This window comes from Pantoea deleyi, from assembly GCF_022647325.1.
Classification (GTDB): Bacteria; Pseudomonadota; Gammaproteobacteria; order Enterobacterales; family Enterobacteriaceae; genus Pantoea; species Pantoea deleyi.
The window spans coordinates 399,231-415,408 of record NZ_CP071407.1 but is presented as its reverse complement, the minus strand read 5'-3'; the positions used below and the strand labels follow the sequence as shown (position 1 = coordinate 415,408).

At 54.8% G+C, this 16,178-nt stretch carries 14 protein-coding genes; 10 read left to right on the top strand and 4 right to left on the bottom strand.

The window, feature by feature from the left end; all coding sequences use genetic code 11:
- The first annotated feature begins 455 nt into the window (after nucleotides 1–455).
- Nucleotides 456–1,679, top strand: a complete 1,224-nt coding sequence (locus tag J1C59_RS21170; protein WP_140916922.1) for a cupin domain-containing protein — start codon at nucleotides 456–458, stop codon at nucleotides 1,677–1,679.
- 202 nt (nucleotides 1,680–1,881) lie between these two features.
- Here J1C59_RS21170 and J1C59_RS21165 read toward each other — a convergent pair whose 3' ends face one another.
- Complete coding sequence (locus J1C59_RS21165; protein WP_128087031.1) at nucleotides 1,882–2,409, bottom strand: DUF924 family protein; 528 nt, start codon at nucleotides 2,407–2,409, stop codon at nucleotides 1,882–1,884.
- Nucleotides 2,410–2,556: 147 nt separating this feature from the next.
- Between J1C59_RS21165 and J1C59_RS21160 the strand changes: the two genes are divergently transcribed.
- The 4 genes from J1C59_RS21160 (at nucleotide 2,557) to J1C59_RS21145 (ending at nucleotide 5,998) form a co-directional block, all read left to right on the top strand.
- Entirely contained in the window at nucleotides 2,557–3,138 is a 582-nt protein-coding gene (locus J1C59_RS21160) for a TetR/AcrR family transcriptional regulator (protein ID WP_128087032.1), read from the top strand.
- Between the two features lie 126 nt (nucleotides 3,139–3,264).
- Nucleotides 3,265–3,963 (top strand): SDR family NAD(P)-dependent oxidoreductase, encoded by a 699-nt coding sequence (locus tag J1C59_RS21155; protein ID WP_128087033.1) that lies wholly within the window; start codon nucleotides 3,265–3,267, stop codon nucleotides 3,961–3,963.
- 2 nt (nucleotides 3,964–3,965) lie between these two features.
- The gene (locus tag J1C59_RS21150) at nucleotides 3,966–5,129 is read left to right on the top strand and encodes an alkene reductase (RefSeq protein WP_128087034.1); all 1,164 of its coding nucleotides are present in this window, start codon (nucleotides 3,966–3,968) and stop codon (nucleotides 5,127–5,129) included.
- Between the two features lie 2 nt (nucleotides 5,130–5,131).
- Nucleotides 5,132–5,998, top strand: a complete 867-nt coding sequence (locus J1C59_RS21145) for an SDR family oxidoreductase (RefSeq protein ID WP_128087035.1) — start codon at nucleotides 5,132–5,134, stop codon at nucleotides 5,996–5,998.
- 419 nt (nucleotides 5,999–6,417) lie between these two features.
- On the opposite strand, the gene J1C59_RS21140 is transcribed toward J1C59_RS21145, so the two are convergent.
- Entirely contained in the window at nucleotides 6,418–6,693 is a 276-nt protein-coding gene (locus tag J1C59_RS21140) for a metal/formaldehyde-sensitive transcriptional repressor (RefSeq protein WP_128087036.1), read from the bottom strand.
- Nucleotides 6,694–6,794: 101 nt separating this feature from the next.
- On the opposite strand from J1C59_RS21140, the gene J1C59_RS21135 reads away from it, so the two are divergent.
- The 3 genes from J1C59_RS21135 (at nucleotide 6,795) to J1C59_RS21125 (ending at nucleotide 9,400) form a co-directional block, all read left to right on the top strand.
- Nucleotides 6,795–7,898, top strand: a complete 1,104-nt coding sequence (locus tag J1C59_RS21135) for a nickel/cobalt efflux protein RcnA (protein ID WP_128087037.1) — start codon at nucleotides 6,795–6,797, stop codon at nucleotides 7,896–7,898.
- Nucleotides 7,899–7,909: 11 nt separating this feature from the next.
- Nucleotides 7,910–8,089 carry a DUF1289 domain-containing protein gene (locus tag J1C59_RS21130; protein WP_128087038.1) on the top strand — a complete coding sequence of 60 codons (180 nt, stop codon included), beginning with the start codon at nucleotides 7,910–7,912 and terminating at the stop codon, nucleotides 8,087–8,089.
- Between the two features lie 639 nt (nucleotides 8,090–8,728).
- The gene (locus J1C59_RS21125; RefSeq protein ID WP_128087039.1) at nucleotides 8,729–9,400 is read left to right on the top strand and encodes a winged helix-turn-helix domain-containing protein; all 672 of its coding nucleotides are present in this window, start codon (nucleotides 8,729–8,731) and stop codon (nucleotides 9,398–9,400) included.
- Nucleotides 9,401–9,770: 370 nt separating this feature from the next.
- On the opposite strand, the gene J1C59_RS21120 is transcribed toward J1C59_RS21125, so the two are convergent.
- Complete coding sequence (locus J1C59_RS21120; RefSeq protein ID WP_128087040.1) at nucleotides 9,771–11,249, bottom strand: SulP family inorganic anion transporter; 1,479 nt, start codon at nucleotides 11,247–11,249, stop codon at nucleotides 9,771–9,773.
- A gap of 591 nt (nucleotides 11,250–11,840) precedes the next feature.
- On the opposite strand from J1C59_RS21120, the gene J1C59_RS21115 reads away from it, so the two are divergent.
- A complete protein-coding gene (locus J1C59_RS21115; RefSeq protein ID WP_242281406.1) occupies nucleotides 11,841–13,118 on the top strand; it encodes a DUF2254 domain-containing protein in 1,278 nt (425 codons plus the stop codon).
- Nucleotides 13,119–13,196: 78 nt separating this feature from the next.
- Nucleotides 13,197–15,191 (top strand): BCCT family transporter, encoded by a 1,995-nt coding sequence (locus J1C59_RS21110; RefSeq protein ID WP_128087042.1) that lies wholly within the window; start codon nucleotides 13,197–13,199, stop codon nucleotides 15,189–15,191.
- A 332-nt stretch (nucleotides 15,192–15,523) separates the two neighbouring features.
- Here the strand turns inward: J1C59_RS21110 and J1C59_RS21105 are convergent, their stop codons facing one another.
- On the bottom strand, nucleotides 15,524–16,144 hold the full coding sequence (locus J1C59_RS21105; RefSeq protein ID WP_128087043.1) for a protein phosphatase CheZ: 621 nt from the start codon (nucleotides 16,142–16,144) through the stop codon (nucleotides 15,524–15,526).
- Between the last annotated feature and the right edge of the window lie 34 nt (nucleotides 16,145–16,178).

The following is a 16,178-nucleotide window of genomic DNA, read 5'->3' as shown; positions in this document are numbered from 1 at the left end:
AGAAACGTTTCATACACGTTCTGAAACACGGAATAGAAGGTAGCAATCACAGCAGAAATCCCCTCCATGCTTTCGTATGCCATTACAGTATCGCCTCGTTCTTTGAAATAACACATCGGGCACGGGATTGCCGACATTCAGCGTCTGCTAAACCACGCAATTGGTAAAAAATTTTATCAGTTGTAACGGATAATCGGCTGACCAGAAATTAAAACGCGTCGTGTTGATTAACGATAAGTGCGCATATTTTAGGGGGAAAACCCTGACAGGTATACGGTGATTAAACAGTCTTAATTTTTCTGAATACATTCACCAGCCTTGACTGTTCATACGGTTATTCCACTGCCTCTTCAGTGTTACAAAATTGTTGCTGCCTTCATTTTCAGCGCGTCTATAACGGTAGGGCGTTAGCAAAATAAGACCAGAGATAAACACTATTCTGAGGATGGATGGCTATGAAAACACTGACAAGAAGACACTTTATGGCTTTTGCGGCAGGGGGAACGGTCGCGCTTGCGGCTGGTCAGGCGATGGCTCACGACAATACCGTGAAGACGTTTCCTGCCGGAACGGGTGGCGGAGGACGGGATCCCGGCCCTCATGATCCCGTCCGCGAAGCAGAAAACCCGGATATCGTTAATCCGCCTGCGACAGACAGCGGAACACTGCCGAATCTGCGCTTCTCTTTCAGCGACGCGCACGTTCGCAAGGGAAGCGGTGGCTGGACGCGGCAGGTGACGCAGCGTGAGCTGGGCATCTCTACGACGATTGCGGGCGTCGATATGCGCCTTAATGCCGGAGGCATCCGCGAGCTGCACTGGCACAAGGAGGGCGAATGGGCTTATATGACATACGGCAATGCGCGGGTGACAGCGTTTGACACCAGCGGCGGATGGTTCGTCGACGACATTGCGGCGGGCGATCTCTGGTATTTTCCGCCCGGCATTCCCCACTCGATTCAGGGGCTCGGTCCCGATGGCTGCGAGTTTTTACTGGCTTTTGATGACGGTAATTTTGATGAGGACAGCACTTTTCTGCTGTCAGACTGGTTCAGACACATTCCGCCGGACATTCTCGCCAAAAACTTTAAGGTACCCGTCTCTTCTTTTGCGCATCTTCCTTCGCCTGATGATGAATATATCTTTGCCGGTAATGTGCCGGGCAGCCTGGAATCGGACAGCATAAAAGGCGCCGCGAAGTCGAAAATCCGCTTTACGCACAGGATGCTGGCTCAGGAACCGGTGCGCGCGCCGGGAGGAACTGTCAGGATCACCGACTCATCCAATTTCCCGGTATCCAAAACCATTTCCGCCGCGCTGGTGGAAATTGAGCCCGGTGGCCTTCGCGAGCTGCACTGGCACCCTAATAATGATGAGTGGCAATATTATCTGGAAGGTGAGGGGCGGATGGGGGTCTTTGCCTCGTCGGGTCAGGCAAGAACGTTCGACTATCGCGCCGGAGATGTTGGCTATGTGCCTTTTGCAATGGGGCACTACATTGAAAATACCGGTAAAGGGCCGCTGCGTTTTCTTGAGCTGTTTAAAAGCGATTACTATGCCGATATTTCGCTTAATCAGTGGCTGGCGAGCACACCGCCTGAGCTTCTCCGGCAGCATCTGCACCTGGATGATGAGTTTATGAACATGCTCTCTCTTAAAAAGAACCCGGTAGTGAAATAACGTAAAAGCGTCTGCACCTGAATCAGAGGTGCAGACGCCCCTCTGTAAAGAGGCAGAGCAAACAGTGCTATCAATTTTCAGGTATTCTCTGGCATTCCAGCGTCCGCTTCTGGCACAGAGCGGACGAACTAACTGAGCTGAAGTCCGCTATGAGCGAGAAGCGGACGTTCGGCAGTGGTATCAATGAACGGAGCATCGCAGATTAAAGTTTACTGAGATAGTTCAGCTCATCGCGTGATGATGCCCTTCCAAGAAGCTGATTCCGATGTGGATAACGCCCAAAGCGAACGATAATTGCGCGGTGTTCCTGTTGATGTCGGATAAAATTTGGATCGCCCAACTCTTCAAACAGTTCAGTGGCTTTTACATGAATAAGAGATGATTCTGAATGCATCCATGGCATCAGCAGAAAAGCTCTCTGAGGAATGCTAAGTTGCGGATACTCGGGTCTATTAATAGCTTCTTGTGAGAGAACCAGCGCCATATTATCGTGTGCCCATGCGTCCGGACTGTTTCTGTTCAGATTACGTGAAAACTGGTCCAGTAGTATGATTTCCGCTAAACGTCCCTTGATGCTTTCCCGCCATGTATAATATTCACCACGATACGCCGCTTCCCAGTGCGTTCGGAACCGGGCGCTGACTTTTTTGTCAAACTGCTCATCCCGGACGAACCACTTATCCTGACTGGCCTTACTGAACCAGAAATTCAGCACATCTTCGTAGTCCATAATGTTACTCCGTTTATTTTTAACGCCGATCGGATGCAGTCATAACGGAAGAATAGCTGAAATTTAACTCAGAGTGCTGGAGCTTAAACAGATTTTGGACCGAGCGGTCCTTATCGGTTATGCTGTCTGGCATCAAGTGAGGAGATTATGGCCAGACCCCGTTCATTCAATGAGCATGAAGTTCTTTTACAGGTGATGCAGATATTCTGGAAACACGGCTATGAGGCGACATCGCTCAGCGATATCATGCGCGAGACCAGACTCAGCAAAAGTAGCCTTTATGAAGCCTTTGGTAGTAAGCGCGAATTGTTTTTGTCAGCTTTTGAAATATATCGTCAGATGCGTATGCGAACGCTAAATGGTTATCTCACCAGCCAGCCAACTGCAATGGCCTCCATCAAGCATTTTTTTTCGATGATACTGGAACATGCCCGCAATCAGGAAAGGCCTTTTGGATGTATGAGCTGTAATGAGGCGGTCGAGCTGGCCCCGCATGATGACGAGGTTCACAGGCTGGTTGAGCGCGACTTCCAGGGAATTGAAGATGCACTGACGGCGGCCATTGAGCGCGGCATTATGGACGGCTCTGTTCCGGCTGAAAAAAATGCTCGTGCTCTGGCGCGTCATATGACCGTAGCCCATCATGGATTTATGATGATGTCGCGATCACGGGCCGACATCAGAAGATTAGAAGATACGATCGAAGTTATTCTGTCACTGCTATCCTGAAAATAGCAGCTAATTTTTTTAATAGTTCTGGACCGATCGGTCCTTAACGGTCCGGAATTATCCCGGCTGTTTCATTACCGGTTGGGGAAACCTGACATCAGTCCGATCAAATGAGAGGAAACCGAGATGAACATCAGAGAAACAAACATTCTTGTCACCGGCGGAACCGGCGGCCTTGGCGAAGGAATTGTCCGCAGCCTGATGCGACAGGGTGGCCGCCTTCTGGTTCCCACCCGTCAGCTGGAAAAACTGGACGCACTCAGGGAATACGTTGCAGACATAAACACCGGAAGCCTGGAGGGTGTGACGGGTTCACTTTCCACACCTGATGAGGCGCAAAAGCTGGCCACAGCCGTCAGCAAAAAAATGACGCCTGATGTTATTGTCGCCTCTATAGGTGGATGGTCGCAGGGGGGTAACATTACTGAGACTTCATTCGATTCCTGGGAAAAAGTCGTACGGGATAATCTGACTACCCACTTTCTTGCTATGAAGCACCTATCCCCCCTTTTGCGTCAGAACGGCACTTATATTCACGTAAACGGCATAAGCGCAGAAATGGCATGGCCCGGCGCGGGTCCGGTTGCTGCAATGGCTGCAGCTCAGAAATCATTATCGCTGACGCTGGCGAAAGAAAATGAAGCTCGTTTCCATGTCCGCGAACTTATCCTCCCGCCGGTAAACACCCGGGCACGTCAGGGACGTGGCAGACCGGAGTGGCCCACTGCAGAAGAAGTGGGTGATTTCATTGCTGGCATCCTCCATGGCGATGACGATCAGATCATTCATCGTTTTCCCGATTTCCATAAAACACAGGAGAAATAATTATGTGCACCCCCGTTCTCAGACATCTAATCCCTCCGGTCACTCTGGGCGAACTCAGACTGAAAAACAGAGTTATTATGGCACCCCTCACCCGCAGTCGTGCGGGTGAAGGTGATGTGCCCACGCCGATGATAGCTGAGTATTACTGGCAGCGTGCCGGCGCTGGTTTGATCATCACTGAAGCCTCACAGATTTCTCCACAGGGTAAAGGCTATCCTCGCACGCCAGGTATCTTCAGTTCGCAGCAGATTAATGGCTGGAAAACCGTAACCGATGCGGTGCATAGCCGTGACGGAAAAATCTTTCTGCAGTTATGGCACGTCGGGCGACTTTCTCATCCGGACGTTCAGCCACACGGAGGACTGCCGGTGGCACCATCTGCCATTGCAGCGGAGGGAGAAATTTTTACTTCTGAAGGCCTCAAGCCGCTGGTCACGCCGCAGGCGCTGACGGAGGAAGGCATTCTCAGCACCATTGATGATTTTCGTAAGGCTGCAGAAAATGCCCGGGAGGCAGGATTTGACGGCGTGGAAATCCATGCCGCCAATGGTTACATCATTGATCAGTTCCTGCGCGATGGAAGTAATCAGCGAACCGATGAGTGGGGAGGGAGTGCGGAAAACCGCATACGCTTCCTGAAAGAGGTGGTTGAGGCGGTAGTGCCGGTATTCGGCGCAGGTCGTACAGGCGTACGGATTTCACCGGTATTTGACGGTTTTTCTATGCGCGACAGTAATCCGGCCGAAACCTTCAGAGCAGCAGCTGAAATGCTGCGCGGATTTGGCCTGGCATATCTTCATGTCATGCAGCTGGGAAGTGAAACCTGCAGCTTCGACTTTGGTGCCCTGAAAGAGCAGTTTGGTGGCCCGTATATTGCTAACGGCGGATACAACGGCGACAGCGCCGCGCAGGCAATTGCAGCAGGGCAGGCTGATGCAGTCTCTTTCGGAACGCTTTTCATCGCAAACCCGGACCTGGTTTCCCGCTTTGCATCAGACGCACCATTAAACGATGTGGATAAAACGACTTTCTACCAGGGTGAAGAAAAGGGATATACCGACTATCCCGTTCTGTCAGGTGTGCCACTGGGTGGTCAGGGTGAATGGCACTGGATGGGGCTCACAGGGCAATCTGATAAAAAGCTTAAAGACGACGCGGGAGAATAGTCATGACTTCAAAGATCTTAATCACTGGTGCAACCAGTTCCATTTCCTCTCAGGTAGTGCATGAACTATTGTCTCAGGGGATCGCGGTACGCGCGCTTGTACGCAGCCCGGATAAGGCAGAAAAAATACGTCAGGCAGGTGCGGAAATTATTGTGGGCGATCTGGAAAAACCTGAAACCCTGCAGGCGGCTTTTAACGGCATTGAACAGGCTTTCATTCTGACGCCGCCGTCAGATCGCGCATCAGCTCAGTTTTCAAATGCTCTCTGGGCAGCCAAACAGGCGGGCGTCAGATACGTGGCGCGACTTTCAGCATTTGGCGCGGATCATGACGCCCCAACCATAAATGGACGGCATCATGCCCTGTCTGACAGTGAACTGATGGCTTCGAATCTGGCATGGACCATTATACGACCACACTTTTTCATGCAGAATCTGATGATGGCCGCGGACGGAGTAAATGCAAAAGACAAACTTTATTTTGCATTGGGCGAGGGCCGGATGGGCATTATTGATTCCCGGGATATCGGTCACTTCATCACATGTATTCTGACGACAACAGGCCATGAAGGAAAAATCTATACCCTTACCGGACCCGAATCGATCAGTATGCACGATGTGGCGGCCGACCTCAGTACTGTCCTGGGAAGAGAAATCCGCTATCAGCCGGTGATGACAGGACTGGCACTGTCAGATCTCAGAAGTAAAGGAGCAGACCAGTACACGCTTAACGTTCTTCATGACTACCTTGTAGAATACAGTCGTAACTGGGGTGATGTGGTCACTGACGACTACAAAAACGTCACCGGCAATGAGCCGCGAACGCTGAAAGACTTTGTGCAGGATCATGCTGAATTATTCCATAGTTGATTCATCACGTAATAAGCCTGCAGACGGAAGCTGCAGGCTTACAGTACATTCTACTGTCATGCAGATCAGTCTTTGAGTTATACGCCGATCTTTGCACGTACGGTATGACCCTGAATTTCCCAAACGTTTATTTTTCGGTCGTCCGCCTGAAATGCATATATTTTTGATAAAATTCAGGTCCGCTTCTGGCACAGAGTCGACAGTGACAGCATTATCACCACGATGAGCAAAAAGCGGACATGCTGAAACACTCATCGGTGTTTGCACGAAGTTCATCATGGTTTTCTTTGATTTCTGATACGTCAGCATTCAGCCCGGCTCTCCAGCCGGGTTTTTGCTGATCTGCCAGAAGCCTCATTTCATAAACATAATCTGAGGGGATGAGGGAGATTCAGCGCTTTCTGCCAGCAGCAGAGACGTTACTTCATGTAGGAACGGATTACCGCCACAATCTCATCAAGATCTTCCTTTCTTTCCTGTTCAGAGGCTTTTTCATCCATCAAATGTTCCCGGATATGGCCTTCCAGTAACTCACTCATCAGCCCGTTAACGGCACCTCGCACTGCGGCTACCTGCTGAAGGATCTTCAGACATTCCTGACCGGACTCCAGCGCCGTTTCGAGCGAGGCAGCCTGACCTTTGATACGGCGCACACGGGTAAGCAGGCTCTTCTGATTATTTAATGTATGTCCCATTGCCGATCTCCTGTCGATTAGGATGTATACTGGGGTATAGTATATTGGTTTAGTTTACGGTCCTTTTGGCCGTCTGCAACTTATCACGACCGGATCACGACATGAATGCTTTTTCCGTATTACTCAGCCAGGGCACGTCCAGTGCGCTGTTGTTTATACCCAGCGCAATACTGCTGGGCGCACTTCATGGCCTGGAACCTGGCCATTCAAAAACGATGATGGCGGCTTTCATTGTTGCGATCAGGGGGACAGTGAAACAGGCGGTCATGCTGGGTCTGGCGGCGACGCTGTCGCATACCGCCGTGGTCTGGCTTATTGCGATGGGAGGCATGTACATCAGCCAACAGTTTACCGCTGAGGCTGCTGAACCCTGGCTTCAGCTAATCTCCGGGATCATTATTCTGCTTACCGCCGTCTGGATGTTCTGGCGCACCGCATCTGATGCGCGGGAGTGGAAGAAAGGGCAGGGCAGAGAACATCATGAACACGATGAAAGCCACGTCATTGATACCGGTCACGGCAAAGTCAGACTCGCTATTGATGAGTCTGTTGGCCCAGCCCGATGGGTCCTTACCACCCTGTCGGGCCACCAATGGACTGAAGATGATGTCGTCGTGACGACCCGCCGCCAGGATGGTTCAGGCCAGGTATTCTGCTTTACCCCGCAGAATGGATCGCTTATTTCTGAAGAGGTTATTCCTGAGCCACATACGTTTAGTGCGCGCCTTGAGCTGGCACATCGCAGCCATGTTCACGGCTACGATGTAGCTTTTCATGAACACGATCACGCAGAGCTGGAAGGGCTTGAGGTTGGAACTGCTGCATATCAGGATGCTCACGAACGGGCTCACGCCAACGATATTCGCCGTCGGTTCGACGGGCGTGAAGTCAGTAATGCGCAGATCCTTCTTTTTGGGCTGACGGGCGGACTGATCCCCTGCCCGGCGGCTATCACCGTTCTGCTCCTGTGCCTCCAGGTTGAACAATTTACGCTTGGCGCCGCTCTGGTGGTCTGCTTCAGCATCGGATTAGCGCTGACGCTTGTCACCGTGGGCGCTGGCGCCGCGCTGAGCGTTCACCACGCCAGCAGGCGCTGGAAAGGCTTTGCCGGTATTGCACGCCGGGCACCTTATTTTTCCAGTGCCCTGATTGCGGTGGTCGGCATATATATGGCCTGCCATGGGCTCAACGGTTTGAATAAATAAAGAGGTGTGAAATGGCAGTGAAATCTCCCTGCATCGACCAGTGCGTTTTTACGGGTAAAAATGGATGGTGCGAAGGATGTGGACGAACGCGCAAAGAAGCACAGGACTGGCGCAGGTTGTCACCCTTTCATCAGAAGGCAATTGAGCGCGCGCTTGCAGGCCGGATGAACATACTGCGCACAAAATCCTGATACTGATTGAATCAGAAGCGAGGCCTCTCCTGATGCGGCCTCCCTGCCATCAGTCCGACCTGCCTCTGCTCTGTCCTCGCCAGCCTATCCCGCCTGCCGCACCACCCACGTTTCATTCACTGACCGGGTCTCTGCGGCACGCTCATCCGCGTTAAGGTTTTTTTAATCTTCGGCGGTAAGAATGAAGGTCGCTCTTTTTCTGAACAGGGTGGGTGTTTTATAACCGGCGTTCAGCGTCGGATATTTCTGCTCCCTGAATGCAGCGCGAGGTTCACCTGCCGGAAATTAAATCGATGGCTGATTCGGTCCCGGACGGCGCAGGGACTGTCGTCTTTCAGTAAACATGTCCCTGCATAGTGGCTTTCAGGAGCCAGTCAGGTTATCCGCACGGGACCATTTATATTAACCCGTCTTACCAATTTCAAGCGCTGAATCAGGTGTTGAATGGACAGAAAGAACGGCTGTTAAGCTCGCTTTCCGACAGGCAGAAAGGGTTTTTTGGCTTCATACCACAAAAAAGGTTTGAGACATTCCTCCCGCTGGCGGGAAAACCCCGGGATCTGCGAGTTGACATTTTGTGCTTTTTAGATAGTTTAAGTTAAATTATTCTTAACCTTAAAGACATGGGCGAACTGGTTAATGCGCATTCTGATCTTTGATAAAAATCAGGCTTCATCCCGCTTTGCCCCGGCGTTGATCTCACGGCTGGGATTTGTGACCGATACGTTTTCAGACACGGATAACGCACTGCGTTCGCTTAAAAAATTCTCTCCTGACGTGTTTATCATCAGCACTCATCAGCTTTGCGAGCAGCACTGTGCGCTGATCAGACGTTACCGCAAGCGGGGATTTACAACGCCGGTAATCGTCACCGCGACCGAAAGTACGCAGGTTCTGCGGATTGCTGCTTATGAAGCCGGCGCGGATGACATTGTGTCCGATGAGATCGAGCCTGAAGAGTTTGTCGCGCGTATCAGCGCCATCGACCGCCGCAGCCGGGGAATTGCCTCAAGCCGGATAACGCTGCCGCCCTATGAGCTGGACCTGACGGGTAAGCAGGTATTAAAAAATGGTACGCAGATCGAACTGACCAACTTCGAATATCTGGTCGCCGAGTTCCTGATGAAACGCAATGGAAAAGTCGTGACGCGGGATGAGCTGATGGGCCAGCTTTACGCCGATGCGGATCTGCGCAACCAGGATGTGGTTAACGTTCTGATCTGTCGGCTGAAGAAAAAACTGTGCCGGGATTCCGGGTTTCAGATCCAGAGTATCCGCGGGCTTGGGTATGTCTTCCGGCAGCAGCTATAGCGGCCCGACGCTGAGCCGGTTCGCGTAAGCTAACGCGAGCGATTGCTCAGGCCCGGGCGTCGGTGTCATGCCGGACAATCTGCGTGGCAGGGCCGGGCAGACGGAATCTCCGCCTCTCTTTAGCGCGGAGTCAGTGATATCGGTTCCAGCAGAGGCCTGCTTATCACGCCGCGCCATAAAAAAGGGCCTGCGCCGCAGGCCCCGAAAGTTAACGCAGCCTCAGCTGCTTCTGAACGTCACCACCGGAAAGCGTGATCGCTCATCCATGGCCCCAATGGCCCTGTTCCCGGCCGTCCGGGCCGCAGACGCACGGACCCGGCGGGCTGAGGATGATCCGGTCACCCGGTAGTCAGGATGCCACTCCTGAGAATTAATGACCGCTCAGCAGTTTTTCCGCTTCTTCGGGGTTTTCATGCACGCCGAAACGATCGACGAGCGTCCGGGTCGCGTCATTCATCCCTCTGATTTCCACCACGGCGCCTTCCTGGCGGAACTTAATCACAATACGATCCAGCGCGCTGACCGACGTGATGTCCCAGAAATGGGCGTGCGTCACGTCGATGATTACGCGCTTCAGCGGCTCGCGAAAGTCGAAGTGGCGGGTGAAGCGATCGGCCGAAGCAAAGAAGACCTGCCCGGTAACCGTATAGGTCCGGGTCTCCTCTTTCCGCTCAGAGGTGACTGCCATAAAGCGGGCTACCTTCGTGGCGAAGTTCAGGGACGCAATCAGTACACCGGTCAGCACGCCAAACGCCAGGTTGTGAGTTGCCACCACTACGGCAACGGTCGCCAGCATCACCACGCTGGTTGAAAGCGGATGCGTGCGCAGGTTCGCAATTGAACGCCATGAGAAGGTGCCGATGGAAACCATAATCATCACCGCCACCAGCGCGGCCATAGGGATCTGCGACACCCAGTCGCGCAGGAACACCACCATCAACAGCAGCACCACGCCCGCCGTCAGCGTAGAGAGCCGTCCGCGACCGCCCGACCTGACGTTAATCACCGACTGACCAATCATCGCGCAGCCCGCCATCCCGCCAATAAACGATGTGCAGATATTGGCGATGCCCTGCGCCTTGCACTCGCGGTTCTTGTCGCTCGGCGTGTCGGTCATGTCATCCACAATGGTGGCCGTCATCATGGACTCCAGCAGTCCGACCACGGCGAGTCCCGCTGAGTAGGGCAGGATAATCAGCAGGGTATTAAGGTTAAGCGGGATGTCCGGAAGGAGGAACACCGGCAGGCTGTCCGGCAGTTTGCCCATGTCACCCACCGTGCGCACATCCAGATGCAGCCACATGGAAATCGCGGTCAGCACAACGATGCAGACCAGCGGGGAGGGAAGGGTTTTATTCAGGAGGGGGAAGAGATAAATAATCGCCAGACCGGCAGCCGTGAGCGCGTAGACGTGCCAGGTCACGTGGGTCAGCTCCGGCAGCTGCGCCATGAATATCAGTATGGCCAGCGCATTAACAAATCCGGTCACGACCGAACGGGAGACATAGCGCATCAGACTGCCAAGCTTCAGGTATCCGGCCATCAGCTGGATGATGCCGGTCAGCACGGAGGCCGCCAGCAGATACTGCAGCCCGTGATCTTTCACCAGCGTGACCATCAGCAGCGCCATCGCGCCGGTGGAGGAGGAGATCATCGCCGGGCGACCGCCCAGAAAGGCCATGACGAGGGGGATGCAGAAGGCGGAATAGAGCCCGACCTGCGGATCGACGCCAGCGATGATAGAAAAGGCGATCGCTTCAGGAATAAGCGCGAGCGCAACCACAATACCGGCAAGGACGTCACCACGGACGTTACCCAGCCAGTCCTTACGCGTTGAGGACAGCAGCATAGTCATTTCTCAGATTTTAGATACGGTCAGCCCTTGAGGGCAGAATATTCAGGTACGAAAAAGCACATCCGCAGACGGGATGTTATTGAGTGCGCGACTGAGATGTCTCAGTGCAGCAGGGAGGGGGGACGACTCAGGGTGGCGTAAGACGCATGATGTCTGAAATCTCCTTTACGGCAACAGCGTGCCTTCAGGATGGATGTAAACCAGGCTCCGGTGACGGGCGCTGGCGGCGAAGTCCGATCGGCACATCAGGCCAATCGGGACAGGCTGAATACTATAAACGAAAGCAGGATGAGGTCAATCTCTGCTCAAAATGCCGGGCAGGGACAAAAAGCAGTGCATGGCTGACGACGCGCGGGGGAATCCGGCCCGGCAGGATCGCATCAGGCAGGACAGAGGTAAATCGTGCACCCCCGGCTATGCTTACTCTGAAGCCGGATGTGCGCCGCGCCGGGCGTAACCCACGCGGGCCATCTCTGACGATGCCGTTACAGCTGCTGTTCTTCACACCGGGGATGCAGCAGAACGATCATCTCAGAGGCCGTGCTGACTGTTCAGCCGTAACTGAAATTAATGATAACAGGTGACATGATGTCTAAAACGCAGTGGATTATTCACCGGCTGACCCGCCAGCTCTGGTTTCGCAGCTCACTGTTCGCCGTGCTGGCGGTGATCACTGCCCTGGTTGCCATCGCGATTAAGCCTTTCATTCCCATCTCTATGTCGGGCATCGTGGGAAGTGACGCGGTGGATAAGATACTGACTATCCTCGCCTCCAGTATGCTGGCCGTGACGACCTTTTCGCTTAACATCATGGTGACGGCGTACAATTCTGCCAGCAGCAGCGTCACGCCGCGCGCGACGGTTCTGCTGCTCGAAGACAGCACCACACAGACCATGCTGGCAACCTTTATCGGCTCTTTCCTGTACAGCCTGGTGGGGATTATCGCGCTCGGCATGGGGGCTTATGGCATGCAGGGGCGCGTTATTCTGTTTTTTGTCACCCTGGCCGTGATTGCCATGATCGTGATCACCCTGCTGCGCTGGATACAGCATCTGGCGCAGTTTGGCTGCCTGTCTGATACGTCGCATCGCGTTGAGGAGGCCACGACGGCGGCCCTTCACCACCGCCTCCGGTCGCCCTGCATGGGCTGCGCCTTCTGGGACGGCATCCTGCCGGAAACGATCCCGCTGCACCGTGTTTATCCGCCGCAGGCGGGCTATCTGCAGCATCTGGACCTGCAGGAACTTGCCGGCTTCGCAGAGGAAAAAGCGTGCCATCTCTATCTCACCGCGCAGCCCGGCAGTTTTGTGCATGGCGCGGCCCCGCTGTTCTGGTGCGACAGGCCGCTTGCGGATGAGGACCTTCAGCGACTGCTCAGCGCGTTTACCCTGGGTGAACAGCGCTCGTTTGAACAGGACCCCCGTTTTGGACTCTGCGTCCTGTCTGAAATTGCCTCACGCGCACTCTCTCCGGCGGTTAACGACCCCGGCACGGCAATCGATATTATCGGGCGGGCGGTCCGGCTGTTCAGCCCCAGCGAACCGCAGGAATCGGAGACTCCGCAGTATCCCCGGCTCTTTATGCAGCCCGCCGGGATAGGCGATATGTTCGACGATATGTTTACCGGCATCGCACGCGATGGGGCCGCCCTGGTGGAGGTACAGCTGCGCCTGCAGAAAGCGCTTCAGGCGTTAGCGATGATTGCACCGCATCGCTATGGCGCGGAGGCGAAGCGTCATGCGCAGCTTGCGCTGGTGCGTGCCAGCGTCGCAATGACCAGCGAAGCGGACAAAGCGGCGGTGGAACGGGTTGCCCGCTGGCAGGCAGAGGCCGTTATCTCCGACAAAACGCTGAATAACTGACCAAACGACGCCGTTTCGCTTTTACTCTTTTATACTGATTGTTACATTTGGTCTTCATTCATCTTGATCAGGATACCTATGTCTTCATCAGAAACTGAAACGCAACACAAGCGAAGCCACATTAATCCACCCGTATTTTTCACCTCTGCCGCACTGATTTTTATCCTGGTTGCCTTTGCTGCGCTCTTCCCTGAACAGGCTGATGTGCAGCTGGGCGCACTGCAAAACTCCCTGTTTGCCAACGCCAGCTGGTTCTATATCCTGGCCGTTGCGCTGATTTTGCTGACGGTCGCCTACCTGGGCTTCTCCCGCTATGGCGACATCAAGCTCGGCCCGGATCATGCGGAACCCGATTTCAGCTACCACTCCTGGTTTGCCATGCTTTTTTCAGCAGGCATGGGCATCGGACTGATGTTCTTCGGCGTGGCGGAGCCCGTGATGCACTACATGGCACCGCCCACGGGCCAGCCGGAAACGGTTGAGGCCGCACGGGAAGCCCTGCGCATCACCTTCTTCCACTGGGGTCTGCACGCCTGGGCCATTTATGCCATCGTGGCGCTGATTCTGGCGTTCTTCAGCTACCGCCACGGATTACCGCTGACGCTGCGTTCGGCGCTCTATCCGATTATCGGCGATCGGATCTACGGCTGGATGGGCCATGCTGTCGATATTTTTGCCGTTATCGGTACGGTCCTGGGCGTGGCAACCTCGCTGGGTTACGGCGTGCTGCAGGTGAATGCCGGGCTGAATCACCTGTTTGGTCTGCCGGTTAACCAGACCATGCAGGTCATTCTGATTGTCGGGATCACCGCGCTGGCGACACTCTCCGTGGTTTCGGGGCTGGATAAGGGCATCCGCATCCTGTCCGAAATCAACCTGACGCTGGCCGTGCTGCTGCTGATTATGGTGGGCGCACTGGGTCCGACCGTGCTGCTGCTGAAATCCTTTGTCGAGAACACCGGCGGCTATCTCTCCGAACTGGTCACCAAAACCTTCAACCTCTATGCCTATGAGCCTAAATCGGGTAAGTGGCTCGGCGGCTGGACGCTGTTTTACTGGGGCTGGTGGCTGGCCTGGTCGCCATTTGTCGGAATGTTTATTGCCCGTGTTTCACGCGGCCGCACCATCCGCGAGTTCGTGACCGGCGTCCTTTTCGTGCCAGCCGGTTTCACGCTGCTCTGGATGACATTCTTCGGCAACAGCGCAATCTGGCTGATTATGCAGGAGGGGGCCACCGATCTGGCGCAGACGGTGATGAGCGACCAGACCCTGGCGCTGTTCAACTTCCTGGAGCACTTCCCCTTCAGCGCGGTGCTCTCCTTTATCGCCATGGCGATGGTCGTCGTGTTCTTTGTCACCTCCGCCGACTCCGGCGCGATGGTGGTGGATACGCTGGCGGCGGGCGGAAACGACAACACACCGGTCTGGCAGCGCATCTTCTGGGCCGGACTGATGGGTGTCGTCGCGGTCACGCTGCTGCTGGCGGGCGGAATGAAGGCCCTGCAGACCGTGACCATCGCCAGCGCGCTGCCCTTTGCGGTGATTCTGCTGATGTCGATCTATGGCCTGCTGAAGGCGCTGCGCATTGACGCCTGGAAACGTGACAGTAAGCAGATTGCCACCATCGCCCCAACCGCGGCGCGTAATCCGATCCCGTGGCAGCGGCGGTTACGCAATATCGCGCACTTCCCGAAACGCTCACAGGTGAAGCGGTTCATGGCCGAGGTGATCTATCCGGCGATGGAGATGGTAGAGCAGGAGCTGGCGAAGCAGAATACCGTGTCGCATACCTCAAACGAGGTTGAAGATCGGGTGCGCTTCGAGGTGGATTTGGGCGACGAGCTTAACTTTGTCTATGAAGTGCGGGCCCGCGCCTATCTGCAGCCAGCCTTTGCCCTGGCGGGCATGTCCGGCAGCGACAAGGCAGAGGAGCAGAAATATTACCGTGCCGATGTTTATCTCAAGGAAGGGGGTCAGGATTATGATGTGATGGGCTGGAATCAGGAGCAGATCATCAATGATATTCTCGATCAGTATGAGAAGCATCTGCACTTCCTGCACATCGTACGCTGATGCAGCGCTGAGTTGAAAAAGAGGAGCCTGGCTCCTCTTTTTTTATCCTGGCGCGCTTTCTGTGCCCGCGACGGCGGGTCATCTCTCTCCGGTTGCGCATGGCGCTGAGCCCGGTCCCGCCGTCACTCTCAACGGAAGCCGGGCACGGCAGGCTGGCGCTGTCCGCGCTGCGTTCTTCCGGATCTTTTTTTTTCAGCCCGCCTGCTGCTGTGTAACATTATCAGACAGGGCGCACGTCCGCGCCTGCCGGGTATGCTGAGCTGAATCGCGAGTCAGCGCGGCACTCCGTGCCAGGGCGACCGGCGAAGCCTGCGTCATGCTGCCCGTGACGGTCAGATCCCCAGGCTGGCCAGCAGATCATCCACGTCATCCTGACTGGCCGCCTGTTCAGCGGGCGCAGGCGACTGAGGCGGCGCGGCACGTTCGCTGGAGGCCGCTGAAGCGGATTTATCGCGGATGATCTGAATCAGCTGCTGTTCGCACTGATTCAGAACCGCCATCATGCGCTGCACAATCTGTCCGGTCAGATCCTGAAACCCCTGCGCCATCATGATGGCGTGAAGCTGCTGCTGGGTCAGGCCGGTGATACGCGGCACGTCATCCAGCCAGGCCCGCGTGTCCGCCGCCAGCGTCTGCGCCTGGTCGTCGGTAAACGGACGTTCGGCGTTCGCTTCCCAGCGTTGCGTGAGTTGCTCTGCGTGATCGGCCAGCAGCGTCTGCATTGGCTGGGTAATTTCGACGCTGTTAATGACGCCATCTGCGGCTTCCCGCGTCAGCGTGACGACGTAGCCGAGCCGTTCACGCGCGTCCGGGATGCTGCCCGCCACCTCGGCAATGGTTTTATCAAGCCCCAGCTGTTGCAGACTGTCGTGCAGCGTCCGCAGGATAGCGCCAGTCCGCGCGGTGATCTCGCTGATTTGCTGTTGCTCATTGTGGGTATCGGGTAATGGCATGGATGTTATCTCCTGTGTACAAAATGTCGCTACC